General features: G+C 64.0%; 23 protein-coding genes. 18 read left to right on the top strand and 5 right to left on the bottom strand.

Annotated elements, in window-relative coordinates; genetic code table 11:
• Positions 1–327 precede the first annotated feature (327 nt).
• A complete protein-coding gene (locus EBS11_RS20660; RefSeq protein WP_290605900.1) occupies positions 328–654 on the top strand; it encodes a hypothetical protein in 327 nt (108 codons plus the stop codon).
• A gap of 17 nt (positions 655–671) precedes the next feature.
• Here EBS11_RS20660 and EBS11_RS20655 read toward each other — a convergent pair whose 3' ends face one another.
• Together EBS11_RS20655 and EBS11_RS20650 are read right to left on the bottom strand one after the other, a co-directional pair.
• On the bottom strand, positions 672–1,517 hold the full coding sequence (locus EBS11_RS20655; RefSeq protein ID WP_290605898.1) for a LytTR family DNA-binding domain-containing protein: 846 nt from the start codon (positions 1,515–1,517) through the stop codon (positions 672–674).
• Positions 1,514–2,644 carry a histidine kinase gene (locus EBS11_RS20650; protein ID WP_290605896.1) on the bottom strand — a complete coding sequence of 377 codons (1,131 nt, stop codon included), beginning with the start codon at positions 2,642–2,644 and terminating at the stop codon, positions 1,514–1,516. The genes EBS11_RS20655 and EBS11_RS20650 overlap by 4 nt, the downstream gene beginning before the upstream one ends.
• 187 nt (positions 2,645–2,831) lie before the next feature.
• Between EBS11_RS20650 and ugpQ the strand changes: the two genes are divergently transcribed.
• Positions 2,832–3,575, top strand: a complete 744-nt coding sequence (gene ugpQ / locus EBS11_RS20645; RefSeq protein WP_290605894.1) for a glycerophosphodiester phosphodiesterase — start codon at positions 2,832–2,834, stop codon at positions 3,573–3,575.
• A 115-nt stretch (positions 3,576–3,690) separates the two neighbouring features.
• Here the strand turns inward: ugpQ and EBS11_RS20640 are convergent, their stop codons facing one another.
• Positions 3,691–5,748 (bottom strand): TonB-dependent receptor, encoded by a 2,058-nt coding sequence (locus tag EBS11_RS20640; RefSeq protein ID WP_290605892.1) that lies wholly within the window; start codon positions 5,746–5,748, stop codon positions 3,691–3,693.
• Between the two features lie 158 nt (positions 5,749–5,906).
• Between EBS11_RS20640 and EBS11_RS20635 the strand changes: the two genes are divergently transcribed.
• The 6 genes from EBS11_RS20635 (at position 5,907) to EBS11_RS20610 (ending at position 13,600) form a co-directional block, all read left to right on the top strand.
• Positions 5,907–6,365, top strand: a complete 459-nt coding sequence (locus EBS11_RS20635) for a transcriptional repressor (protein WP_290605890.1) — start codon at positions 5,907–5,909, stop codon at positions 6,363–6,365.
• A gap of 108 nt (positions 6,366–6,473) precedes the next feature.
• Complete coding sequence (gene alaS / locus EBS11_RS20630) at positions 6,474–9,086, top strand: alanine--tRNA ligase (protein ID WP_290605888.1); 2,613 nt, start codon at positions 6,474–6,476, stop codon at positions 9,084–9,086.
• A 235-nt stretch (positions 9,087–9,321) separates the two neighbouring features.
• The gene (locus EBS11_RS20625; RefSeq protein WP_010395510.1) at positions 9,322–9,549 is read left to right on the top strand and encodes a sulfurtransferase TusA family protein; all 228 of its coding nucleotides are present in this window, start codon (positions 9,322–9,324) and stop codon (positions 9,547–9,549) included.
• A 244-nt stretch (positions 9,550–9,793) separates the two neighbouring features.
• The gene (locus EBS11_RS20620; protein ID WP_076567298.1) at positions 9,794–10,543 is read left to right on the top strand and encodes an electron transfer flavoprotein subunit beta/FixA family protein; all 750 of its coding nucleotides are present in this window, start codon (positions 9,794–9,796) and stop codon (positions 10,541–10,543) included.
• Positions 10,544–10,624: 81 nt separating this feature from the next.
• Complete coding sequence (locus EBS11_RS20615) at positions 10,625–11,557, top strand: FAD-binding protein (protein WP_131373968.1); 933 nt, start codon at positions 10,625–10,627, stop codon at positions 11,555–11,557.
• Between the two features lie 252 nt (positions 11,558–11,809).
• Positions 11,810–13,600 carry an acyl-CoA dehydrogenase gene (locus EBS11_RS20610; protein WP_290605882.1) on the top strand — a complete coding sequence of 597 codons (1,791 nt, stop codon included), beginning with the start codon at positions 11,810–11,812 and terminating at the stop codon, positions 13,598–13,600.
• Between the two features lie 213 nt (positions 13,601–13,813).
• On the opposite strand, the gene EBS11_RS20605 is transcribed toward EBS11_RS20610, so the two are convergent.
• Both EBS11_RS20605 and EBS11_RS20600 read right to left on the bottom strand, forming a co-directional pair.
• Positions 13,814–14,440, bottom strand: coding sequence for a glycine zipper 2TM domain-containing protein (locus EBS11_RS20605; protein WP_290605880.1), 627 nt, complete (start codon positions 14,438–14,440; stop codon positions 13,814–13,816).
• 136 nt (positions 14,441–14,576) lie between these two features.
• On the bottom strand, positions 14,577–15,011 hold the full coding sequence (locus EBS11_RS20600; RefSeq protein ID WP_290605878.1) for an NINE protein: 435 nt from the start codon (positions 15,009–15,011) through the stop codon (positions 14,577–14,579).
• A 287-nt stretch (positions 15,012–15,298) separates the two neighbouring features.
• Here EBS11_RS20600 and rpsP point away from each other — a divergent pair, with 287 nt between their 5' ends.
• From rpsP to EBS11_RS20550, 10 genes are all read left to right on the top strand, one after another.
• Entirely contained in the window at positions 15,299–15,550 is a 252-nt protein-coding gene (gene rpsP / locus EBS11_RS20595; protein WP_076567307.1) for a 30S ribosomal protein S16, read from the top strand.
• A gap of 13 nt (positions 15,551–15,563) precedes the next feature.
• Positions 15,564–16,121 (top strand): ribosome maturation factor RimM, encoded by a 558-nt coding sequence (rimM, locus tag EBS11_RS20590; RefSeq protein ID WP_290605875.1) that lies wholly within the window; start codon positions 15,564–15,566, stop codon positions 16,119–16,121.
• 50 nt (positions 16,122–16,171) lie between these two features.
• Positions 16,172–16,918: a tRNA (guanosine(37)-N1)-methyltransferase TrmD gene (gene trmD / locus EBS11_RS20585; RefSeq protein ID WP_290605873.1), complete on the top strand. Its 747-nt coding sequence runs from the start codon at positions 16,172–16,174 to the stop codon at positions 16,916–16,918.
• Between the two features lie 134 nt (positions 16,919–17,052).
• Positions 17,053–17,436 (top strand): 50S ribosomal protein L19, encoded by a 384-nt coding sequence (gene rplS / locus EBS11_RS20580; protein WP_035825414.1) that lies wholly within the window; start codon positions 17,053–17,055, stop codon positions 17,434–17,436.
• Positions 17,437–17,632: 196 nt separating this feature from the next.
• On the top strand, positions 17,633–18,292 hold the full coding sequence (locus tag EBS11_RS20575) for a CoA pyrophosphatase (RefSeq protein ID WP_290605870.1): 660 nt from the start codon (positions 17,633–17,635) through the stop codon (positions 18,290–18,292).
• Between the two features lie 97 nt (positions 18,293–18,389).
• A complete protein-coding gene (locus EBS11_RS20570; RefSeq protein ID WP_290605869.1) occupies positions 18,390–19,349 on the top strand; it encodes a CobD/CbiB family protein in 960 nt (319 codons plus the stop codon).
• Positions 19,350–19,574: 225 nt separating this feature from the next.
• Positions 19,575–19,910 (top strand): DUF3579 domain-containing protein, encoded by a 336-nt coding sequence (locus EBS11_RS20565; RefSeq protein WP_029496213.1) that lies wholly within the window; start codon positions 19,575–19,577, stop codon positions 19,908–19,910.
• Positions 19,911–19,993: 83 nt separating this feature from the next.
• The gene (locus EBS11_RS20560; RefSeq protein ID WP_290605861.1) at positions 19,994–20,443 is read left to right on the top strand and encodes a CBS domain-containing protein; all 450 of its coding nucleotides are present in this window, start codon (positions 19,994–19,996) and stop codon (positions 20,441–20,443) included.
• Between the two features lie 87 nt (positions 20,444–20,530).
• Positions 20,531–21,349, top strand: a complete 819-nt coding sequence (locus EBS11_RS20555) for an AraC family transcriptional regulator (RefSeq protein WP_290605859.1) — start codon at positions 20,531–20,533, stop codon at positions 21,347–21,349.
• Positions 21,346–22,809 carry a carbon-nitrogen hydrolase family protein gene (locus tag EBS11_RS20550; RefSeq protein ID WP_290605858.1) on the top strand — a complete coding sequence of 488 codons (1,464 nt, stop codon included), beginning with the start codon at positions 21,346–21,348 and terminating at the stop codon, positions 22,807–22,809. The genes EBS11_RS20555 and EBS11_RS20550 overlap by 4 nt, the downstream gene beginning before the upstream one ends.
• Positions 22,810–23,000: the final 191 nt, after the last annotated feature.

The following is a 23,000-nucleotide window of genomic DNA, read 5'->3' as shown; positions in this document are numbered from 1 at the left end:
GCGCAGCCACTGGATCGCCGGGCCGCGCGGCGCATGGTCTTGCTCCGGATGGGGGCGCGTCTGCAGGAAGGCATAAAGCAATCCCAGGTGCAGGACGGCGATCAGCAGCAAGCCGGGCGCGCGGCGGGATGGCATGGAAAACGTGGTCATGGGCAGGCATGGCTGTGCAGGTACGCCAATGTATCTGAGGTATTTGATAATTATCTAGAATGTCACACGTGCTTACAAAAAAGTGCCACACGGAAATTGCGCGGCGCCGGCGCCGGCCGGGGAACCCCGTGCCGGCGGGGCGATCCAACCGGGATACCACGCGAAGAGGAGCTCACCATGTTGCAGGCAAATGAAGTGGCACGGCGCTTCGGCGCCATCGAGCAGGCGATCGGCCAGGCGGCCCGGCTGTGCGGCAGGCAGCAGGGCATGCCGATGGACTTGAAGGATTGCATCGACCAGCTGGACCAGCAGAAGAGTGCTGTGCGGCAAGCCATCGATACGCACGACGATGCGCGCATCCGGCAAGCCGTCGACCAGATGGAATCGCTGGGCGACCGCGCCAAGAAGGCGTGCGGCACGGCAGCCGGCCTGACGCCGGAAATGCAGCGTGCCGTGCTGCAAGTCCACGATGCCTTATCGGACCTGAAGCACCAGCTGCACTAGGCCCGGGGGCGCGCCGCCTACATCTGGCGGAACAAATGGGCATACAGGGGGCTGACGCGCAGCTGCGCCGGATGCTGGCGCAGGGTCAGTGACAGCTTGCCGGCCTCGTCGCGCACGGCCGTGGCGATGGCGCTGGCGTTGACGATGGTGCCCCGGTGGATTTGCCAGAATTGCTGCGGGTCCAGCTGGGGCAGCAGTTCCTTCAGGCTGGTGCGTATCAGCGCTTCGCTGTCGCGGCAGACGACGTTGATGTATTTGTCCAGGGCCTCGAAATACACGACGTCGGCCATGGCGATCATGCGCACGCTGTTGCCGACGGCGGCCCGTATCATCTGCAGGCGGGGGGCGGGCGGCACCATCGCTTGCAGCTGGGCCAGCAGGCGGACCAGGTTGTCCTCGCCGGCGGGCGCCGCCGGCGTGGCCGGGGTTGCCGCCGCGCTGCCGCTGCGGCCATCGCTGCCGCCGCTGCCGTCGCGCAGGCGCTGCTGCAAGCGCTCCACCGTCTTGCCCAGGCGCGCATCGTTGACAGGCTTTAAGACGTAGTCGGCGGCCGCGTGCTCGAAGGCGGCCAGCGCGTATTCGTCATAGGCGGTGACGAACACGATGTGGGGGAAGGGCAGGCCTTCGGTCCACTGTTCGGCCAGTTCCTCGGCCGCTTCCAGGCCCGTCTTGCCCGGCATCTTGATGTCAAGAAACAGGATGTCGGGCCGCAGGGCCAGGCCTTGCTGCAAGGCTTCCACGCCATTGGCGCAGGTGGCCACGATGTCGAGTTCCGGCCACAGCCGGCGCAAGGCATGGGCGAGAGCGGCGGCAAGGATAGGTTCGTCTTCGGCGATCAGGGCGCGCGGGGTGGGGCTGGTCATGGTGTGGTGCTCGTTGTAGTGGAAGGGAGGGGCAGGGTCAGGCGGGCGGTGGCGCCGCCGGTGGCGTTGCTGCTCAGGGACAGGCTGGCCGTGGCGCCATGCATGGCTTGCAGGCGCTCGCGGATATTCGCCACGCCCAGATGCGTGCCCTTGCTCTGGCCCGGGTGGTCCAGTCCCAGGCCGTCGTCCTGCACGCTCAGCGTCAGTTGCGCGCCGTCGCTGCTGGCCTCGACCTTGATGTAGCCGCCGTCGATCTTCGGTTCCAGGCCGTGCTGGATGGCATTTTCCACCAGCGGCTGCAGCAGCATGGGAGGCACCTTGAGCTGGCGCAAGCTGTCTGGCAAGTCCAGCGCATAGCGCAGGCGCGCGCCCATGCGGATGGACATCAGTCCCAGGTAGGCTTCCATCAGGGAAAATTCCTGCCCCAGGGTGGTCGTGTCCGCGCGCGAGGAACTCAGGGTGGCGCGCAGGTACTGGATCAGCTGGTCGAGCAGCAGCTGGGCGCGGTCCGGGTCAAAGCTGATCAGGCCCTGCAGGTTGGCCAGTGTATTGAACAGCATGTGCGGCTCGATCTGCGCTTGCAGCAGTTGCAGCTGGGCCTGCATGGCCTGGCGGGCCACGGACTCGGCCCGGGCGCGTTCCTCCGCCGCCTGCGCTTCCAGGCGGGCGATCTTTTCGCGGCTGGAGAAGAACAGGACGGCACCGGCCGTGCCGACGAGGCTGAAGGTGAGGGTGCTGATCATCCTGGTGGGCAGCAGGCTGGCGATGCTGTTGACGGGCGTGCCCGTCAGCCAGCCGAACAGCGTCAGGCCCGCCACTTGTGCCACGGGCACGATCAGCAGCATGAGCATGACCATGTGCAGGAGCTTGGGCCGGCGCTCCCGGCCCCATAAGGTCAGGCGTATGCCATTGAACAGCAGATAAATGATGCTGCCGATGCACATCGAGGCGATAAAGTTCAGCCACAAGTCGCTGCCAGGATCGAATACATAGGTGATCAGGGCCGTGAAGACGAGGTTGATGAGCAGCGCGTAGCGGGCATCGAGCAACATCTGGCGCCACAGCGGCACGGTGTGGCAGGCGCCGGGCGGCGTGGCTTGCGGGGAAGGGTTTTGTCGGTTGAGCATATGGCTATCCTCGGCCGTCGCGGGCGGCAGGTCAAGTCCGTTGCGACGAAACGGGGCTGGCACGGCGCCAGTCGTGCCGTGCCAGCCGCCAGCCGGCGCCGCCGCGCCCTTTGTGCGCTGCCCTTTACTTTCCCGCGTGCGCGGGCGATAGTGCGACGCTCCACCCTCTTTTTATGGCGGCTTACCCATGTGGCCTTATCCACGCATCCTGGCGCACCGCGGCGGCGGCACCCTGGCGCCTGAAAACACCCTGGCCGCCCTGCGCTGCGGCCTGGCCTACGGCTATCGCGCCGTGGAATTCGACGTCATGCTGGCATCCGACGGCGTGCCCGTCGTCGTGCACGACCCGGAACTGGGGCGCACGGTGGCCGGCAGCGGCCACGTCAGCGACTACACTGCCGACGAGCTGGGCGGCATGGACGCGGGCGCCTGGTTCGGCCCCGAATTCGCGGGCGAGGGCGTGCCCACTTTCGCGGCCGTGGCGGCGTACTGCAAGGCGCAGCGCATCTGGATGAATATCGAGATCAAGCCGGCGCCCGGTTCCGACGTGGCCACGGGCGCGGCCGTGGCGCGGGCCACGCGCGATTATTTCGCAAAGGAAATTGCAGACGGGGAATTGCTGCCGCTCTTGTCTTCCTTCAGCATCGACGCGCTGCAGGCGGCGCGCCAGGCGGCACCGGAACTGGCGCGCGGCTGGCTGGTCGAGGCGATACCAGCCGATTGGGCACGCCAGGCGAAGGAACTGGGCGTGTTGGCGCTCCATTGCGACCACACGCAGCTGACGCCGGACGTGGCGCGGGCAATCAAGGACGGGGGATACGGACTGTTCTGCTACACCGTCAACACCCCCGAACGGGCCAGCGAGCTGCTGGCCTGGGGCGTGGACGGCTTTTGCACGGACAGGATCGATCTGATCAAGGCGACGGAATAATGCGCTGCATACTCAGCGGAAATTTGGGGTCAGTCCCTTCGGGAGTGGAATTTTCCCCATTGGAAAGAATTCCCCCGGTCGGGTCTGACCCCGGCAGTTGCCGTCTAGTCAAACATTAAAAGGTCACGCGCATGCCGACTGTCAAATTGCGCCCCGTCAACGGCGCCGCATTCTTGATGAAGGAGGTATGGCTGTACGCCAGTTCATTCGTCAGGTTGTTCGCCTTGATGTAGAACTGGGCCGGCGTCGTGCCGATGCGCGTGTCGTAGTTGGCCGACAGGTTGAGCATGTTGTAGCCCGGGGTGGCCGTTTCGAACGCCGCCACTTTATCCTGCTTGCCCACGCGGTAGAACTCGGTCACGCCGCTCCACGCCTGCCAGTTGGCGTCGAACTTCACGCCAAAACGCTGGGCCGGGATGCGCGGCAAGTTGCCGCCGCCGTCGGCCAGCTTGGCCCGCACGTAGTCGCCGAAGACGCTGGCGCCGAACATGGGGTTCAGCTGCTGGCGGATCTGGCCTTCCACGCCCGTAAACGTGGCGTCGCGCTGGGCGTACTGGATCAGCTGGAAGCCCTCATGGCTGTCCAGGGTGGAGCCGAAGATGTAGTTGTCCACCTTGTTGCGGTAGGCGCTGGCCGAGAAGGTCGTGGCGCCCGCATATTTGCGCAAGGTCAAGTCGATATTGTTCGACGTTTCCTTGCCCAGGTTTTCATTGCCCAGTTCATAGGTGGCCGTGGCCATGTGCACGCCGTGCGCATACAGTTCCTCGGCGCTGGGCAGGCGGTGGGTGCGCGAAATGGTCGAGCCGAGCGAGTACTGGGGCGCGAATTTCCACACGGCGCCCAAGGAGATCGACGTGCCCTTGGCACTGCGGTCCTGCAAGGTGGCGCTGTCGACCGTGATGTCCTGCCATTCGTGGCGCAAGCCCGCTTCGAAACGCCATTGGTCCAGCTTGTACTCTTCCACCAGGAAGGCGGCGTGTTTCTTCGTGACCGTCGGCGCTACGTACGCTTCTTCGCCCAGGGCGGAGAAATCGCGCTTCGACGTCTGCAGGCCGACGACGCCGCGCCAGCCGAAGACGGGATGGTGTTCCATTTCCAGGCGCGCGTCATGGCCCTTGTTCTTGAACGTGGTGGCGATAGTCGTGCCTTCGATTTCATCGTGCTTGTAGTCGGTGAACGAGGCGCGCAGGCGCAGCTTGGCGAAGCCGGGCACGGGATCGCGCAATTCGCCGCGCACGTCCCAGCGCTCGCTTTTCAGTTTCACGTAGGGCACGGCGCCGTCTTCGTGGTCGTGATCGTGTTTGTCTTCACCGCCATGGTCGTGGCCTTCGTGGCCGCCGCAATGCAGGTGCGTGCCGTGCGGGTGGCAGCTTTCGAATTCATGGTTGTGGCCAGGCAAGCCGTATTCCGCATGCTGGCTCGTGAAGGCCAGGCCCAGGAAGCCGCGCTGTCCCACCCACGACACGCCCACGCTGCCCGTGTCCGTCTTGTTGTAGCTGCCGGCGACGGTCGAGCCGCCTTCCCAGCCGCTGCCGACCTTGTATTCCTTCGCATCGCGCTTGACGCCTTCCGCGTGGAAGGCGATGTTGCCCGAGCCGCCAGTCACTTCAAAGGCGCCCGCCTTTTCGCGCGCGGCCGAGTTGGCGCGCACTTCCGCGCTGCCTTCAAAACCCTTGGCCGGCACGCGGGTGGGGATTTTCTTGTCGATGACGTTGACGACACCGCCTACGGCGCCGCCGCCATACGCCAGCGCGGACGGGCCGCGCAGCACTTCGATCTGTTCCGACAGCATCGGTTCGGCCGCGACGGCATGGTCGGGGCTGATGGTCGAGGCATCCTGCACCTCGGCGCCATCGGACAACACCTTGACGCGGGGACCATCCATGCCGCGGATGATGGGGCGGCTGGCGCCGGCGCCAAAGTGGCTGGACGTGATGCCGGGCTGGCCGGCCAGGGTTTCACCCAGGGTCGCCTCGCGGGCGCGCACCAGTTCCTCGCCTTCCAGGACGGTGACGGGCGTGCTCATCTCGTCGCTGCCCAGGGCCAGGGCACTGGCGGACACGGTGACGGCGGGCATGGTTGCCGCCTGCTGCGCCAGCGCGCTGGCGGGGGCGGCGAAGGCCAGCATGATGGCCAGCGCGAGGGGAGTCGGTTGTTGAGGACGGACGGACATGGGCAGAAATTCCTTATTCGCTATCGGTGTTTGCGGGGCTGGGGCAGGCCATTGCCGGGTGGGGTGGCTGCCAGAAGATGATAATGATAACCCATTATCATTACTGTGTGACAGTTTTTCCGGGCGGTGGAAGAAGGCGATGGTGTATTCTGTCGGCTATGGAACGCACAACACGTCAAAAAACCGCCATTCAAGCCGCCATCGAGTCGGCCCAGCGCCCCCTGTCGGCGCAGGAAATCCTCGAACAGGCCAGCTTGCAGGTGACGCAACTGGGCATCGCCACCGTCTACCGCAACCTGAAATCGCTGGTGCAGGAAGAAAAGGTGCACGTGGTCACTTTGCCGGGCGAAAACCCGCGTTACGAGTCGAACACGGCCGCCAATCACCACCACCACCATTTCCAGTGCACGACGTGCCAGCGCGTGTTCGACGTGCATGATTGCCCGGGCGACTTGAAGCGCATGGCGCCGCAGGGTTTCGTCGTCGAGCGCCACGAACTGACCCTGTACGGCCGCTGCGCCGACTGCAATGCGGCTGCCGGCGCCAGTGCGGCTTCCGCTGCGGCCAAGGCCGGGCCGGCACCGCACGCCTGCGCCAGCCACCACGACCCGGCCTGAACGGGGTGGGCAGGCTTGCAACAATGCTCCCTGCCCGGCGCCAATTCCCGTAGCCATATCACGTATAATCTTTCCTTTAAAGCTGCCGCCACTCTTTGCCAAAAAAACATGAAATCATCTGAAATCCGCGACAAGTTCCTCAAATTTTTCGAGTCCAAGGGCCATTCCATCGTCCGTTCCAGCTCCCTGGTGCCAGGCAACGATCCGACCTTGCTGTTGACGAACAGCGGCATGGTGCAGTTCAAGGACGTGTTCACGGGCACGGACAGCCGTCCGTACACGCGTGCCACCTCCGTGCAGCGCTGCGTGCGCGCCGGCGGCAAGCACAACGACCTGGAAAACGTCGGCTACACGGCGCGCCACCACACCTTCTTTGAAATGCTGGGCAACTTCAGCTTTGGCGACTATTTCAAGCGCGATGCGATCCAGTACGCGTGGGAACTGTTGACCAAGGTGTATGGCTTGCCGGCGGAAAAACTGACGGTCACCGTGTACATCGAGGATGACGAAGCGTACGACATCTGGGCCAAGGAAATCGGCGTGCCTGTCGAGCGCATCATCCGCATCGGCGACAACAAGGGCTCGCGCTACGCGTCGGACAATTTCTGGCAGATGGCGGACACGGGCCCATGCGGTCCGTGCACGGAAATCTTCTACGACCACGGCGCCGAGATCCCTGGCGGCCCGCCGGGCTCGCCTGACGAAGACGGCGACCGCTTCATTGAAATCTGGAACCTCGTGTTCATGCAGTTCAACCGCGACGAAGCGGGCGTCATGCACAAGCTGCCGAAGCCGTGCGTGGACACGGGCATGGGCATGGAGCGCCTGGCCGCCGTGCTGCAGCACGTGCATTCGAACTATGAAATCGACCTGTTCCAGCACCTGATCAAGGCTGCCGCGCGCGAAACGGGCGCCACCGACCTGGAAAACAAGTCGCTGCGCGTGATCGCCGACCACATCCGCGCCGCCGCCTTCATGATCGTCGACGGCATCATTCCGGGCAGCGAAGGCCGCGCGTATGTGTTGCGCCGCATCATCCGCCGCGCCCTGCGCCATGGCCACAAGCTGGGCCAGACGAAACCGTTCTTCTACAAGCTGGTGGCCGACCTGGCCATCGAGATGGGCGGCGCCTATCCCGAGCTGGAAGAAGCCAAGGACAACGTCGCCAGCATGCTGAAGGCCGAGGAAGAGCGTTTCGGCGAAACCCTGGAAACGGGCATGAAAGTGCTGGAAGCGCAGCTGGCCAAGGATGCCACGGGCATCGACGGCGCCACCGCCTTCACCCTGTACGAAACCTACGGTTTCCCGCCGGACCTGACGGCCGACATCTGCCGCGAACGCAACATCAGTTTCGACCAGGCCGGCTACGACGCGGCCCTGAAGGAAAGCCAGGAACTGTCGCGCAAGGGCGGCAAGACGCACAAGGACAGCAAGGTCGAGTACACGGGCGAGAAAAACACCTTCGTCGGCTACGACCAACTGACGTTCAGCAGCAAGGTCGTCGCGCTATACGCGGCCGGCACGCCGGTGCAGGAACTGAAGGCCGGTGAAGCGGGCATCGTCGTGCTCGACACGACGCCGTTCTACGCGGAATCGGGCGGCCAGGTGGGCGACCAGGGCGTGATCGCCTCGGGCACGGGCAGCTTCGCCGTCAGCGACACCCTGAAGATCCAGGCCGATGTGTTCGGCCACCACGGCGTGCTGGAATCGGGCGTGCTGAAGGTGGGCGACGCCGTCTCGGCGGAAGTGGACACGGCCAAGCGCGCGCGCACCATCCGCAACCACTCGGCGACCCACCTGATGCACAAGGCCTTGCGCGAAGTGCTGGGCAGCCACGTGGCGCAAAAGGGCTCGCTCGTCGATCCGGACAAGACCCGTTTCGACTTCAGCCACAATGCGCCGATGACGGCCGAGCAGATCGCCGCCGTGGAAACCATCGTCAACAAAGAGATCCTGGAAAACCGCGCCACGCAAGCGCACCTGATGTCGTTTGACGATGCCGTCAAGCATGGCGCGATGGCCCTGTTCGGCGAGAAATACGGCGATGAAGTGCGCGTGCTCGACATCGGCAGCTCGAAAGAGCTGTGCGGCGGCGTCCACGTGCAGCGCACGGGCGACATCGGCCTGTTCAAGATCACGGGCGAAAGCGGCGTGGCCGCCGGCATCCGCCGCGTGGAAGCGGTGACGGGCGAGGGCGCGCTGGCGCTGGTGCAGACCATCAACCGCCGCCTGGTCGAAGCGGCCAATGCCCTGAAGGCGCAGCCGGAAGAGCTGACGGCGCGCATCGTCCAGGTGCAGGACCACGTGAAGGCGCTGGAGAAGGAACTGGCCGCGCTGAAATCCAAACTGGCGTCGGGCCAGGGCGATGAGCTGGTCACGCAAGCCGTCGACGTCAACGGCATCAAGGTGCTGGCCGCCGTGCTGGATGGCGCCGACGTGGCCCGTTTGCGCGAAACCATGGACAAGCTGAAGGACAAGCTGAAAACGGCCGCCATCGTGCTGGCCAGCGTCACTGACGGCAAGGTCAGCCTGATCGCCGGCGTCACGGCCGACGCCACCGGCAAGGTCAAGGCGGGCGAGCTGGTGAACTTCGTTGCACAGCAAGTGGGCGGAAAAGGCGGCGGACGCCCCGATATGGCGCAAGCCGGCGGCACCGATCCTAGCGGCCTGGCGAACGCCCTGGCCGGCGTGCCGGCCTGGGTGGGCGAACGCGCGAAATAAGGCGTAAGCTAGCAGGCATGCGGGGTTTTCGCCCCACAGCCTCTTGAAAACGGCCCGCAGACCCTGTTTGCGGGCCGTTATTTCTTTTTGAATCCCGTTGTGACACCACAACAGCCGATGAACTATTTTGGTGCAGCGCGTCAATGCCCCTGATTTAGAGTAGTATGTCGAAAATCAGTACAACAAAAATGGTGGGATATTGATGATGAGCGACACACTACTTGATACCGAGATTATGGAATTTCACAAAGAACTCGACGCGCGGGGCTTGAATTGCCCCTTGCCGATTCTGAAGGCGAAAAAGGCTTTGTCAGAGCTGCAAAGCGGCGAAGTGCTGCGCATCATGGCAACCGATCCCGGTTCCGTGCGCGACTTCCAGGCTTTCGCCAAGCAAACGGGCAATGCCCTGCTGTCGCACGTGCAGACGGGCACCGAGTTCGTCTTCCTGATGCAGCGCAAGTAATTCTGCCAGCCTGGGCCGCCGTGGCGCGGCCTGGTTTTTCCGCCCGCGCCCGCAGCTTTTGCTGCCCTGCAGCGTAGCGGCACACTCCCCTGAAATCCTCGCAGCCTGGCAGTTTAGATGGATTGCTCTAACAAAAAATCGCACGATCGTGCTTAAATTCGGTTCAGGATTCAAATTTCTCTTATAATCAAACACACAATCAGCACTTGATCCGTCATTTTTATAATTTCCCAAAGGCATAGCTATGAAAGTCTTGGTACCCGTCAAACGCGTGGTCGACTATAACGTCAAAGTCCGCGTCAAGAGTGACGGCACTGGCGTCGATACCGCCAACGTCAAAATGTCGATGAACCCTTTCGATGAAATCGCGCTGGAAGAAGCGATGCGCCTGAAAGAAGCCGGCAAGGTCACTGAAGTGGTTGCCATCTCCTGCGGCGTGACGCAGTGCCAGGAAACCCTGCGCACGGCCATGGCCATCGGCGCCGACCGCGGCATCCTGGTGGAAACGACGACCGAACTGGAACCGCTGGCCGTGGCCAAGCTGGTGAAGTCCCTGGCCGAGAAAGAGCAGCCGCAACTGATCATCCTGGGCAAGCAAGCCATCGATGACGACAGCAACCAGACCGGCCAGATGCTGGCAGCCCTGCTGGGTTGGCCGCAAGCCACGTTCGCCTCGAAAGTCGTGCTGGAAGACGGCAAAGTCACCGTCACCCGCGAGGTCGACGGCGGCCTGGAAACCCTGGCATTGACCTTGCCAGCGATCATCACCACCGATTTGCGCCTGAACGAGCCACGCTATGTGACCTTGCCGAACATCATGAAGGCAAAGAAAAAGCCGCTGGAAACCGTCAAGCCGGAAGACCTGGGCGTCGACGTCGCGCCACGCCTGAAGACCCTGAAAGTGGTCGAGCCAGCCAAGCGCTCGGCCGGCATCAAGGTAGCAGACGTGGCCACCCTGGTCGCCAAGCTGCGTACCGAAGCCAAGGTTATCTGAGCGGTTTGCCGCCAAAACATAAAATCTGGGGTCAGACCCGTCGGGTCTGACCCCGGCATTTGCTAACTATTAGGAATAATCATGGTCGCATTAGTTATTGCTGAACACGACAACGCTACCTTAAAGGGCAGCACCCACCACACCGTGACCGCGGCCGCCCAGTGCGGCGGCGACGTGCACGTACTGGTTGCAGGTTCGAACGCCGCGGCCGCCGCCGCTGCCGCCGCGCAGATCGCCGGCGTGACGAAAGTCATCGTGGCCGACGCGCCATACTTCGCCGACGGCCTGGCCGAAAACGTGGCCGAGCAAGTGCTGGCCATCGCCGGCAACTACAGCCACATCCTGGCGCCAGCTACCGCCTACGGCAAGAACATCCTGCCGCGCGTGGCCGCCAAGCTGGACGTGGCGCAAATCTCGGAAATCACCAAGGTCGATTCCCCTGACACCTTCGAGCGCCCGATCTACGCCGGTAACGCCATTGCCACCGTGCAATCTGGCGACAAGGTCAAGGTCATCACCGTGCGCACCACGGGCTTTGACGCGGCTGCCGCCACCGGCGGTTCGGCTGCCACGGAAACCGTCGCTGCCGTCGCCGACGCAGGCAAATCGGCCTTCGTGGGCCGCGAACTGGCCAAGTCGGACCGTCCTGAACTGACCGCCGCGAAAATCATCGTGTCGGGCGGCCGTGGCATGGGTTCGGCCGAGAACTTCCACATCCTGGAACCGCTGGCCGACAAGCTGGGCGCCGCCATGGGTGCCTCGCGCGCCGCCGTCGACGCCGGTTTCGTGCCGAACGACTGGCAAGTGGGCCAGACGGGCAAGATCGTCGCGCCATCGCTGTACATCGCCGTCGGCATCTCGGGCGCGATCCAGCATCTGGCCGGCATGAAGGATTCGAAGACCATCGTCGCCATCAACAAGGATCCGGAAGCGCCGATCTTTGCCGTGGCCGACTACGGCATCGTGGGCGATCTGTTCGAGATCGTGCCGCAACTGGTCAAAGAACTGGGCTAAGTCTCGCCCGATCCGGTTTTGTGTAGAGCGTATTCCGGTAGGGAGCGTCTGCAGCAGATTGTTCATCGGAAGTGCGGACAAGGCGCGAGGAGGACGCATGGATATCCATGCTACGACGAGCAACGCCGTCCCCGCTTTCGAGGGGCTGTCTGCTGCTGATGAATTCCTCTACCGGGATACGCTCTTACTACAAAGCCACGCCGGCCCGCCCCACACGGCGAGCCGCGCGTGGCTTTTTTCTTGGAGAAATAGATGAGCTATCAAGCCCCGCTGAAAGACATGTTGTTCGTCATGAACGAACTGGCCGGCCTGGCCGAAATCCATACCTTGCCCGGCTGCGAAGACGCCACGCCCGACACGGCCGAAGCCGTGCTGGAAGAGAATGCCAAGTTCTGCGGCGGCGTGGTGGCCCCCTTGAACGGCCCCAGCGACAAGGAGCCGAGCTTCTGGCACGACGGGGAAGTGACCACCTCGAAAGGCTTCAAGGAAGCGTTCAAGGCGTATGGCGAAGCGGGCTGGCAGGGCGTGCAGCATCCGACGGAGTTCGGCGGCCAGGGCTTGCCCAAGCTCCTGGCCACGCCGTGTATCGAAATGCTCAACTCGGCCAGCATCTCCTTCGCTCTGGTCGCCCTGTTGTCCGATGGCGCCATCGAAGCGCTGCTGACGGCCGGCAGCGACGAACAGAAGGCCACCTACCTGGAAAACCTGGTGTCGGGCAAGTGGACGGGCACGATGAACCTGACGGAGCCGCAGGCCGGCTCCGACCTGGCCGCCGTGCGCACGCGCGCCGTGCCGCAGGGCGATGGCACGTATAAAGTCTTCGGCACGAAGATTTTCATCACGTATGGCGAGCACGACATGGCGGAAAACATCGTCCACCTCGTGCTGGCCCGCACGCCGGACGCGCCCGCCGGCGTGAAAGGCATTTCGCTGTTCATCGTGCCGAAATTCCTCGTCAACGCGGACGGCAGCCTGGGCGCGCGCAACGACGCCCACTGCGTGTCCATCGAACACAAGCTGGGCATCAAGGCCAGCCCGACGGCGGTATTGCAGTTCGGCGACCACGGCGGCGCCATCGGCACCCTGGTGGGCGAGGAAAACCGGGGCCTGGAATATATGTTCATCATGATGAACGCGGCCCGCTTCGGCGTCGGCCTGCAGGGCATCGGCCTGGCCGAGCGCGCCTACCAGCAAGCCGTGGCGTTCGCCAAGGACCGCGTGCAGTCGCGCGACCTGGCGGGCTCGCCAGGCCCCGTCTCCATCATCCACCACCCGGACGTGCGCCGCATGCTGATGTCCATGCGCTCGCAGACGGAGGCGGCGCGCGCGCTGGCCTACGTGGGCGCGGCCATCAGCGACGTGGCGCACCACCATCCGGATGCGGACGTGCGCGCGGAAAGCCTGGCCACGTATGAATACCTGGTGCCGGTGATCAAGGGCTGGTCGACGGAAATGTCGCAGGACGTCACGCGCGACGGCGTGCAAGTGCATGGCGGCATGGGTTTCATTGAGGAAACAGGTGCGGCCCAGCATTATCGCGATGCCAAGATCCTGACGATCTACGAAGGCACGACGGCCATCCAGGCCAACGACCTCGTGGGCCGCAAGACGGTGCGCGACGGCGGCGCCGTGGCGAAAGCCATCATCGCCCAGGTGCGCGCCACGGAAGCCCAGCTGGGCGAGCTGTCCGGCGCCGACTTCCTGGCCATGCAGCGCCACCTGGCCGAAGGCAGCGCCGCGCTGGAAGCCGTGGTGGAATATGTGGTGGCGAACATGAAGTCGGACATCAAGGCCGTCTTCGCGGGCAGCGTGCCCTATCTGAAGCTGGCCGGCATCGTGCTGGGCGGCTGGCAAATGGCGCGCGCGGCCGTGGCGGCGCAGCAGAAGCTGGGCGAGGGCAGCGGCGACGCTTCGTTCTACAAGGCGAAGATCGCCACGGCCCGCTTCTTTGCCGACCACATCCTGTCGCAGGCGCCCGGCTTGCGCGCCACCATCATCGACGGCAGCGCCGGCGTGATGGCCTTGTCGGAAGAGCAGTTTTAACCGGGGTCAGACCCCCACACCCGCCAGCGCCGAGCTTGACGCTGGCCACATTGAGGGTCTGACCCCAGCCGTTGACGCCCGCCGGCTGCATGCAAAAAAGCGCTGGAGATCACTCTCCAGCGCTTTTTCTTTTTTAGCCCCAAAGCAAATTCTGGGGTCGTACCCTGAGGGACTCGGCGTCCCCGTACGACCCCGGTCTTTCTTGGGTTGGGCTTATCTTCTGGCAATGCCGTTGCCGGAATTACGTACCAAATCGCCCGCTGCCAGGCCCGGGTCCTGGTCAAACGCGAAGTCGGCCTTGGCGCCCGTTTCGTACTGCACGGTGACGGTCCACGTCTTGGCGTTCTTCATGTGGCCTTCCACTTGCTTGCCCGCATACGCGCCGCCGGCGGCGCCGGCCAGGGTGGCCAGGTCCTTGCCGCGTCCGCCGCCCACCTGGCGGCCCAGCAGGGCGCCGGCTACGCCGCCGCCGATCAGGCCCAGGGCGCCGCCTTCACCCGCTTTTTCACTGACGTTGACTGCCAGTACCTTGCCGCATTCGGCGCAGATCTGGTGCGGCGGCTGCTTGTTCTGCTGGGCAACACTCGAGGTGCCCGCTTTTTGCGCGGCCTTGGCGTTGATGATGGCCTGGTCGTATTCGCCCTTGGCGTCGCGCAGGCATTGCATGCGGGCTTTCGAGCTGGTTTCTTCTGCGCACAATTTCTTGTCGTCCGCATAGCGCGTGTTGGCTTGCTTCGTGTCGTAGGCGTATTGCGCCTTCGGCGACAGGTTTTGCGCGAAGGCGGAACCGCTGAACAGGGTGGTGACGGCCAGTGCGATGAGGTATGGGCGACGAATCATGATCTTCTCCTAGGGGGTATTGAATATGCCAGTAATGTTGGCATTGTGAATGCAGTATAGAGGAAAATCATGATTGCTTACCAACACTTACATGTGCGTGCGCGGGGCTGGCTGGGGCGTTATTTCCATGTGGAAATTAGCCGTAGGCGCCGCCCGTGTACAGCAAGTCGAACAGGCGCGCCATGGTAGCGATGAGCACGCCTGCGCCTAGCATCAAGGTAGCAACCAGCACGACGGCCAGGGGCCAGCCCGTGTCCGACTGGCGGCCCGAGGCGCCGTTGTAGCGGCTATCCCACTTTTCGTCCGGCATCAGGCCCAGCACCAGCGCTTCGAGGAAGCCGGCCAGGGCGGACAGGGTCAGCGGCAGGATCTGGTAAAACCAGTCGGCTTCGGGAAAGAGCTGGCGCAGCAGCAGGGCGGCCGGCACGGCGGCCAGGTGCAGCCAGCCCCAGGCATCCCTGGCGCCGTGCAGATAAAAGCGGTGCGCGCCCAGGGTGCCCAGCAGGAAGGCCAGCAGGCTGGTGAACGCCTTGTTCTTGTGCGACTGTTGCAAAATGGTCGTGGTGTGCATGGGACTCCAGAGTTGCTCATCGGTAAAGATGCCCAGTATTGCGCATTGTCGGGTGCAGCGATAGCACTTTCATGCGTCATTGTGCGATGATGTCGGGTGATCGCATGGCAAAGCCGTGCCATTGCCGGCACGATAGGCGCACGCGCCTATTGCGTCTTCGGCGATGTCTGGTCATAATGTTCGATTAGCCCAAATTACACGCCCGTCATCATAACGCTTGCTGCCTGGCGGTAAAGCGCGCTATAATTTGCGGCTTTTTCCGCCTCAGCACACTTTTTGGAAATATTATGGTCGTTATTCGTTTAGCTCGTGGAGGCGCCAAGAAGCGCCCGTTCTTCAACATCGTCGCTACTGATTCGCGCAATCGCCGCGATGGTCGCTTCATTGAGCGTATCGGTTTTTACAACCCGATGGCGCAAGGTGGCGAAGTTCCACTGCGTATCACCGCAGACCGTCTGGCCTACTGGCAAGGCGTTGGCGCACAATTGTCGCCAACCGTTGCTCGTCTGGTTGCCAGCAACGGCAAAGCAGCAGCTTAATTAGATCACTGGTTTGACGGTCAAGACTGCATCCGGGGTGAAAGTCCCCGATGACCTGGTACAGGTAGGCTATGTCTCCGGTGCCTATGGCATTGCTGGCGGGGTCAGGATCACTCCTTTCTCCGACGACGCGGATGCATTATTAAGCGTCAAAACCTGGTGGTTTGATAAACCCGCCTTGCACGAAGTGCAAGTCAGGCAAGCGAAGTTACACGGCGGCGACGTCGTGGCCCAGCTGGTGGGTGTGGTCGGGCGGGATGCCGCAGAAGCGCTGAAAGGCGTGTCTGTGCAAATTCCGCGTAGCCATTTCCCGACGCTGTCGGCCGATGAGTTTTACTGGTCCGATCTGATCGGACTGACAGTTGAGAATTTGCAAGGCGAGTGCCTCGGCAAGGTGACTGACATGATGAGCAATGGTCCGCAATCGATCTTGCGCATTACTCCTGTCGCCAATGCTGATGAGACCGTTGAAAAGGCGCCCGAGCGCCTGATCCCGTTTGTCGGGCAGTTTGTCATCAATGTTGACAAGGCTGCCGGCAAGATCACGGTCGACTGGGGCCTCGATTATTAAACCGCCTGCGCTTAATCTTGCGCCTGGCAAACGTTGCGGAATGGTGAGCGATGCAATTTGATGTCGTGACCCTGTTCCCGGAAATGTTTGCCGCGCTGACGCAGTCGGGTGTGACCCGGCGTGCCTTCGAACAGAACAGATGTGGCCTGTCGCTGTGGAATCCCCGCGATTTCACGACCGACAATCACCGCACCGTGGATGACCGCCCGTATGGCGGCGGCCCCGGCATGGTGATGATGGCCCGTCCGCTCGAAGCGACAATCACGGCCGCCAAGCAACGCCAGACGGAACTCGGACTGGCCGCGCCCCGCGTCGTGTTCATGTCGCCGCAAGGCCGTCCGCTGACACACGAGCGCGTCACGCAGTTGAAAGCCGAGCCTGGTCTCGTCATCCTGTGCGGCCGCTACGAAGCCGTGGACCAGCGTCTGCTGGACCGCTGCGTCGACGAAGAGATCAGCATGGGCGATTTTGTCCTGTCGGGCGGTGAATTGCCCGCCATGGCGCTGATGGATGCCGTGATCCGCCTGTTGCCGGGCGTCTTGAACACGGAGGCCTCGGCCATCGAGGACAGCTTCGTCAATGGCTTGCTCGATTCGCCGCACTATACGCGGCCGGAAACATATGAAGGCATGGCCGTGCCGCCCGTCTTGATGGGTGGCAATCATGCCGAGATCGTCAAGTGGCGCCGCCAGCGCATGCTGGAAGCGACCGCGAAGAAGCGGCCTGACCTGCTGGTCAGTGCGCGCGCCGCCGGCTTGCTCAGCAAGGCCGACGAACAATTCCTGGCCAGCCTGTAAGCCGTCCCCGGACGGCCGGCAGGGTGGCCTTGCAGTGCCGGGCATGTTGCCCAAATTGGTAATACCCATCCTCTACCGGGCGGATAGCACGCTATCCACAGTGCGCCGGCATGATGGTTTTCGGAGTGTTAAAAATGGACTTGATTCAACAATTAGAGCAAGAAGAGATCGCCCGTCTGGGTAAATCGATTCCTGACTTCGCACCAGGCGATACCGTTATCGTCAGCGTCAACGTCGTCGAAGGTACGCGCAAGCGCGCCCAGGCGTACGAAGGCGTCGTTATCTCCCGTCGTAACCGTGGCCTGAACTCGAACTTCATCGTTCGCAAGATCTCGTCCGGCGAAGGCGTCGAGCGTACGTTCCAACTGTACTCGCCGCTGATCGCTTCGATCGAAGTGAAACGCCGTGGTGATGTTCGCCGCGCCAAGCTGTACTATCTGCGTGAGCGTTCGGGTAAATCGGCGCGTATCAAAGAAAAATTGCCAAATCGCCGCGTTGTGGCGAAAGCAAGCGCGTAATATCAGCGTCTGCGTTGGGAAAAGGGGTGCCTCTCGGCGCCCCTTTTTTTATGGTGGCACCTGGCCCAAGCTGCTGCGCGCCGGCATAGGTAGCCTGCGATGCTCGCCGTACTGGCGTACGGTTGCGCGTCCCGGCCGCCTCGTCCTGCCGCTCGCGCCGGTTTTGCCAGCTGGTTTTAATCATGAAGGAGGGGTAATGGCCACTATCGCGTTTGATCCCAAACAACTCGCCATCGATTCGATCGCCGGCGAGGCGGCGCTGGACGCCGAACGCCTGACGCCGGACTGGCTGCGCCGGCGCCTGGCCGAACAGCCGGACTGGCAGCCCGAGATCACCCAGGATTTCCTCTCCGCCCGCGCCGTGCCCGTGCGCGCCGCCGTGCTCATTCCCCTCGTGCAACGGCCGCAGGGCCTGACCATTTTGCTCACCATGCGCACGGATCACCTGAGCAGCCATGCGGGCCAGGTCAGCTTTCCCGGCGGGCGCAGCGAAGCCTTCGATGCCTCGCCCGTGGCCACGGCCCTGCGCGAAACGGAAGAAGAGGTGGGCCTGGCGCGCGAGCATGTCGAAGTGCTGGGCTGCCTGCCCGATTACGTGACGGGCACCGGCTACCGGGTCACGCCCGTGGTGGGCCTGGTGACGCCGCCGTTCACGCTGCGCGCCGACCCGTCGGAGGTGGCGGAAATCTTCGAGGTGCCGCTGGCCTTCCTCATGGATGGCGTCAACCACCAGCGCCTGTCGGTGGAATTGCCCGGCGGACGGCGCTCGTTCTACGCCATGCCCTACGAACGCTTTTATATCTGGGGCGCCACGGCCGGCATGCTGCGCAACCTGTTTCACCTCTTGCGCGCGTAAAATGGCGCCCCGCACGTAATAAGTTTGATTCCAGCACTGCACTGCGCTATCGTAGCGGGCATTGCGGTATTGCTGAAAAAGACAAAAAGGACGTTTGATGACATTTCTCTCCATACTTTGCGCATTGCTGATCGAGCAGCTCAAACCTTTGCGCGCGGATAATCCCATCTACGCCGAGATCAAGAGCCTGGCGATGCGCATGGAGACCTGGTTCAATGCCGGCCATGCCAACCATGGCCGCATGGGCTGGTTCCTCATGCTGGGCATGCTGATGGTGCCGACGGCGGCCGTGTACTGGGTCCTGCAGCATTACCAGCTGACCCTGGTCGCCTTTGCCTGGAATATCCTCATCGTCTACCTGACCCTGGGTTTTCGCCACTACAGCCATTACTTCACGTCCATCCAGCTGGCCCTGAGCGCCGGCGACGAAGCGTCCGCGCGCACCTTGCTGGCCGATTGGACCAAGCTCGACACGGTGGGCATGGAAGCGAGTGAAATTGCCCGCATCGCCGTCGAAAAAGCCCTGATCACCACGCATCGCAATGTATTCGGCGTCTTCTTCTGGTTCCTCATGCCGCTGGGGCCCGCCTGCGCCGTGATGTACCGCGTGGCCGAATACCTGGCGCGCGCCTGGAACGAGCCGGAGCACATGCGCAATGAAGCGTTCGGCCAGTTCGCCGCGCGCGCCTTTTACTGGATCGACTGGATCCCCGTGCGCCTGACGGCCGTGGCCTTCGCCGTGGTGGGCAATTTCGAGGATGCCATCTATGCCTGGCGCAATTTCGCCCAGCGCTGGCAGGACGAGGCCATCGGCATCATCCTGACGGCCGGCGGCGGCGCCATGGGCGTACGCCTGGGCACGCCGGCGGAAACGGCGGCGCGCGTGCTGACGACGCCGGACCTGGCCGTCGACGACAGCGACAGCGAAGGCGACATCCTGCCGGGCGAAGAGCCGGGCGCGCGCGCCTTGCAGAGCACGGTGGGCCTCGTGTGGCGCGCCTTGCTGCTGTGGATGCTGCTCCTGCTGCTGCTGTCGGGCGCCGTTTTCCTCGGCTGACGGGGGCGCACGCGCGTTCTCCCTGCGCCTGGCGCGTGGAACAAGGTTAAAATAGGGGCTGGCGCGCAAGGCGTGCCGGCCCCTGTTTGCATCCGCGGGGCAGATCGAGGTAGAACCCAAGTCTTCTATAAGATATAATACTGGCTTACCGCAGCAAACGTAGTTGAATTACCAGCCCGGCTTACCCGCCGGGGCCATTCACGCAATCCAGTCCCGACAAGCCACATGGCCGAGTTATCTCAAAAAACAGGGGAACTCTCAGACGAGTTCTTCATCCTTGGTCTCACCAGCAATGGCAAGCAATTCCGACCCAGCGATTGGGCCGAGCGCCTTTGTGGAGTGATGTCCTGTTTCAATCCCGAAGGCGGCGGGCGCAATGCGCACCTCCAGTATTCGCCCTACGTGCGCCCGACCGTCGTCAATGGCGTCAAGTCGGTGGTGGTCAACACCAAGCTGCGCGAGATCGAGCCGATGGCCTTCCACTTCGTGCGCGAGTTTGCCAAGGATAACGACCTGCAGATCGTCGAAGCCTGCTTCCTGCCGCCTCCCGAAGAAAAGTAAGACCCGTTTCACTTGATTTGCATCAAGCCCGCGCCGGCGCCGCTGGCGTAGCGTTGAGACTCTGGCGGCAAAGGAGGGGCGACATGCGTATCAGCGACATCTGCACCTTGCAGACGATTCATTGTCAGCGTGACACCAGCGTGCAGGAAGCGGCGCTGCTGATGCGCCAGCACCACGTGGGCGACCTGGTCGTGGCCGAGCAGCCCAACGGCGAGCGCGTGCCCGTCGGCATCCTCACCGACCGCGACATCGTCATTTCCGTCATCGCCCTCGGTCTCGACCCTGCCAGCCTGCTGGTGGGCGACATCATGAGCGCACAGCTGCTCACCGCCAGCGAAGACGAAGACGTCTACGAAATCATCGAACGCATGCGCGTCAACGGCATCCGCCGCTTGCCTGTGGTCAATAGCCTGGGCGGCCTGTCCGGCATCGTCAGCATCGACGACCTGCTGGGTTTCCTGGCCCAGGAAATGGCGGAACTGGCACGCATCAGCAGCGGCCAGCTGCTGCACGAAAAGCGCACCCGCAAATAGGCAGCGCTTGCGCGCATTGCGCAATTCCGGTCAAATCATCGCCTTCCGAAAATGCTACAGTCGCTGCTCGTTCAACGGGAAGCGCTCATGCACTATCTGGCCAAGGCACTGTGGTATATCGAATCGCATTATGCGGACAACTTGTCGCTCGACGACATCGCCCGCGTGGGCGGCGCCTCGCCCTGTCACCTGACGCGCGCGTTCGGGCTGGCGACGGGCCACTCCGTGATGCGCTACGTGCGGGCGCGCAGGCTCAGCGTGGCGGCGCGCGCGCTGGCGCAGGGCGCGCAGGATATTCTTGCCGTCGCGCTGCAGGCCGGCTACGGCTCCCATGAAGCCTTTACGCGCGCCTTCCGCGAACAGTTCCAGGTCACGCCGGAAAAGGTGCGGGCCCAGGGCCACGTCGCCAACCTCGCCCTGGTGGAAGCCATCAGGCACGATGCCGCGCCCGGCCAGCCTTTGGCGCCGCCGCGTTTCGAGCAGGGGCCGGCCCTGCTGCTGGCGGGCCTGGTGGAACGCTATCGCGCGGAAACGGCGGCCGGCATTCCCGCCCTGTGGCAGCGCTTCCTGCCCCATGCCCCCCCGGGCCAGGTGCTGTATGGCGTGTGCTGCAACAATGACGACGCGGGCAATTTCGATTACCTGTGCGCCATGCCCGTGGCCGACTTTTCCCAGGCGCCCGAAGGCTGGATGCGCCTGCGCATCGCCCCGCGCCGCTATGCCGTGTTTCATCACCGCGGCCATATTTCCACCATCCGCGCCACCTGGCATGCGCTGTGGAACGACTGGCTGCCCCGCTCCGGCCTGGAAGTGGCCGACGCGCCCGATTTCGAACGCTATGACCACCATTTCGACCCCGCCAGCGGCATCGGCGGCGTGGAAATCTGGCTCCCCCTGAAAGCATGAACATGTCGACGACCCTGGCTGCCCCCTCCCTGTTTGCCGGCAATGGCGCGCTGCGCCGGCGCCTGTCGCAGATCGCCGCCGCGCTGGCGGCCGGCCTGCCCCTGTACTGGGTGCTGGGGCCGCAGCCGCTGGGCTGGCTGGCCTGGTGCGCGCCCGTCCCCGTGCTGTGGCTGGCCTTGCGTTCGGGCCGCCGCGACGCCGCCTGGATGACCTTGCTGGCCGCCACGCTGGGCCTGTCCTCGAACGTCGCATATTTCCGCCTGCTCATGCCCTTGCCGGCCGTGCTGGCCGCGATCGCCGTCAAGGCACTGCTGTGGCTGCTGGTGGTGCTGGCCACGCGCCGCCTCGTGCTGCGTTACCGGGCGGGCTGGACGGTGTTGGCCTATCCCGTGCTGTGGGTGGCCATCGATACCCTGATGGCGGCCCTGCTGCCGGACGGTAACTGGGGCAGCTTCGCGTATTCGCAAGCGGATAACCTTGCCGTGCTGCAGGTGACGGCCCTGGCGGGCGTGCCCGGCCTGCTGTTTTTGCTGTGCCTGGCACCCTCCGCGCTGGCCTTGCTGCTGGCCGGCGGCCGCGCATATGTGCCGGCGGCGCTCGTCACTGGCCTGCTGCTCCTGGCCGCGTTCGCGGGCGGCAGCTGGCGCGCGCACGCGGCGCCGGCGCCGGCGGGGCCGCTGGCGGGACTGGTGGCCATCGATGACTTCATCGGTCCGGCCACGCCGCCGGCCCGCGCGCAAGCCATCTGGGACCAGTACGCCCGCCACGTCGAAGCGCTGGCGGGGCAGGGCGCGCGGCTGCTGCTGTTGCCGGAAAAGATAGCCGTGCTGCCGCCCGCGCAGGCCGCCGTCGTGCAGCAACGCTTCCAGGCGCTGGCGCGCCGCACGGCGACCTGGATCACGCTGGGCATCGGCGTGCAGGACGCCGACGGCCGGCGCAACCTGGCGTGGCTGTTCGCGCCCGATGGCGCCGCGCCCACCAGCTATCAAAAACAGCATCTGGCGCCGCCCGAGCGCGACTTCCTTGCTGGCGGCGCGTTTGCCGTACAGCCGGTGGCGGGGCAAGCCATGGGCCTGGCCATCTGCAAGGATATGCATTTTGCATCCCTGGGGCGGGCGTATGGCGCGGCCGGGGCGCGGGCCATGCTGGTGCCGGCCTGGGATTTCCAGCTCGACGGCTGGATGGGGGCGCGCATGACGCTCGTGCGCGGCGTGGAAAACGGCTATGCCGTGCTGCGCGCGGCGCGCGAGGGCGTGCTGACGGTCAGCGATGCGCATGGACGCGTGCTGGCGGAGCGCCCCAGCAGCGCCATGCCGGGCAGCACCTTGCTGGCGCCCCTGCCGGCAGCGCAGCCCGTGACGGTCTGGGCGGGCTGGCTGGCGCCCCTGTCCGGCTGGCTGTGCGTGGCGCTGGCCGCGGTTTTCCTGTGCCTGGGCCGCCGCGCCACGCCCGCCGCCTGACGGACGGCGGCACGCTTTGCTGCAATGCGCCATAGCGCATGGCACGGTCCGTTTTATATGCTGCGCGCGCAGCCAGATAATCGCCGCCGATTAATTCACCGTGCCTTCGCATATATCGGCGCGGCACCGGCATATATATTGCACCGCAATAAGTGGTTTTATCTGGTATTGAGAAAATCGGGCATCCGGTA

The organism is Janthinobacterium sp. (assembly GCF_009923995.1).
In the GTDB taxonomy this organism is placed as follows: domain Bacteria; phylum Pseudomonadota; class Gammaproteobacteria; order Burkholderiales; family Burkholderiaceae_D; genus Janthinobacterium.
Note: the sequence above shows the minus strand (reverse complement) of the source record. Positions and strands in the feature narration are given on the sequence as shown.

Coding starts and splice junctions, on each gene's coding strand:
- rplS (WP_035825414.1), top strand. CDS start 17,053: ATGGACTTGATTCAACAATTAGAGCAAGAAGAGATCGCCCGTCTGGGT.
- EBS11_RS20615 (WP_131373968.1), top strand. CDS start 10,625: ATGGTCGCATTAGTTATTGCTGAACACGACAACGCTACCTTAAAGGGC.
- EBS11_RS20660 (WP_290605900.1), top strand. CDS start 328: ATGTTGCAGGCAAATGAAGTGGCACGGCGCTTCGGCGCCATCGAGCAG.
- EBS11_RS20605 (WP_290605880.1), bottom strand. CDS start 14,440: ATGATTCGTCGCCCATACCTCATCGCACTGGCCGTCACCACCCTGTTC.
- EBS11_RS20600 (WP_290605878.1), bottom strand. CDS start 15,011: ATGCACACCACGACCATTTTGCAACAGTCGCACAAGAACAAGGCGTTC.
- trmD (WP_290605873.1), top strand. CDS start 16,172: ATGCAATTTGATGTCGTGACCCTGTTCCCGGAAATGTTTGCCGCGCTG.
- EBS11_RS20650 (WP_290605896.1), bottom strand. CDS start 2,644: ATGCTCAACCGACAAAACCCTTCCCCGCAAGCCACGCCGCCCGGCGCC.
- EBS11_RS20610 (WP_290605882.1), top strand. CDS start 11,810: ATGAGCTATCAAGCCCCGCTGAAAGACATGTTGTTCGTCATGAACGAA.
- EBS11_RS20635 (WP_290605890.1), top strand. CDS start 5,907: ATGGAACGCACAACACGTCAAAAAACCGCCATTCAAGCCGCCATCGAG.
- EBS11_RS20565 (WP_029496213.1), top strand. CDS start 19,575: ATGGCCGAGTTATCTCAAAAAACAGGGGAACTCTCAGACGAGTTCTTC.
- EBS11_RS20575 (WP_290605870.1), top strand. CDS start 17,633: ATGGCCACTATCGCGTTTGATCCCAAACAACTCGCCATCGATTCGATC.
- EBS11_RS20570 (WP_290605869.1), top strand. CDS start 18,390: ATGACATTTCTCTCCATACTTTGCGCATTGCTGATCGAGCAGCTCAAA.
- ugpQ (WP_290605894.1), top strand. CDS start 2,832: ATGTGGCCTTATCCACGCATCCTGGCGCACCGCGGCGGCGGCACCCTG.
- rpsP (WP_076567307.1), top strand. CDS start 15,299: ATGGTCGTTATTCGTTTAGCTCGTGGAGGCGCCAAGAAGCGCCCGTTC.
- EBS11_RS20655 (WP_290605898.1), bottom strand. CDS start 1,517: ATGACCAGCCCCACCCCGCGCGCCCTGATCGCCGAAGACGAACCTATC.
- EBS11_RS20640 (WP_290605892.1), bottom strand. CDS start 5,748: ATGTCCGTCCGTCCTCAACAACCGACTCCCCTCGCGCTGGCCATCATG.
- EBS11_RS20625 (WP_010395510.1), top strand. CDS start 9,322: ATGGAATTTCACAAAGAACTCGACGCGCGGGGCTTGAATTGCCCCTTG.
- alaS (WP_290605888.1), top strand. CDS start 6,474: ATGAAATCATCTGAAATCCGCGACAAGTTCCTCAAATTTTTCGAGTCC.
- EBS11_RS20550 (WP_290605858.1), top strand. CDS start 21,346: ATGAACATGTCGACGACCCTGGCTGCCCCCTCCCTGTTTGCCGGCAAT.
- EBS11_RS20555 (WP_290605859.1), top strand. CDS start 20,531: ATGCACTATCTGGCCAAGGCACTGTGGTATATCGAATCGCATTATGCG.
- EBS11_RS20620 (WP_076567298.1), top strand. CDS start 9,794: ATGAAAGTCTTGGTACCCGTCAAACGCGTGGTCGACTATAACGTCAAA.
- EBS11_RS20560 (WP_290605861.1), top strand. CDS start 19,994: ATGCGTATCAGCGACATCTGCACCTTGCAGACGATTCATTGTCAGCGT.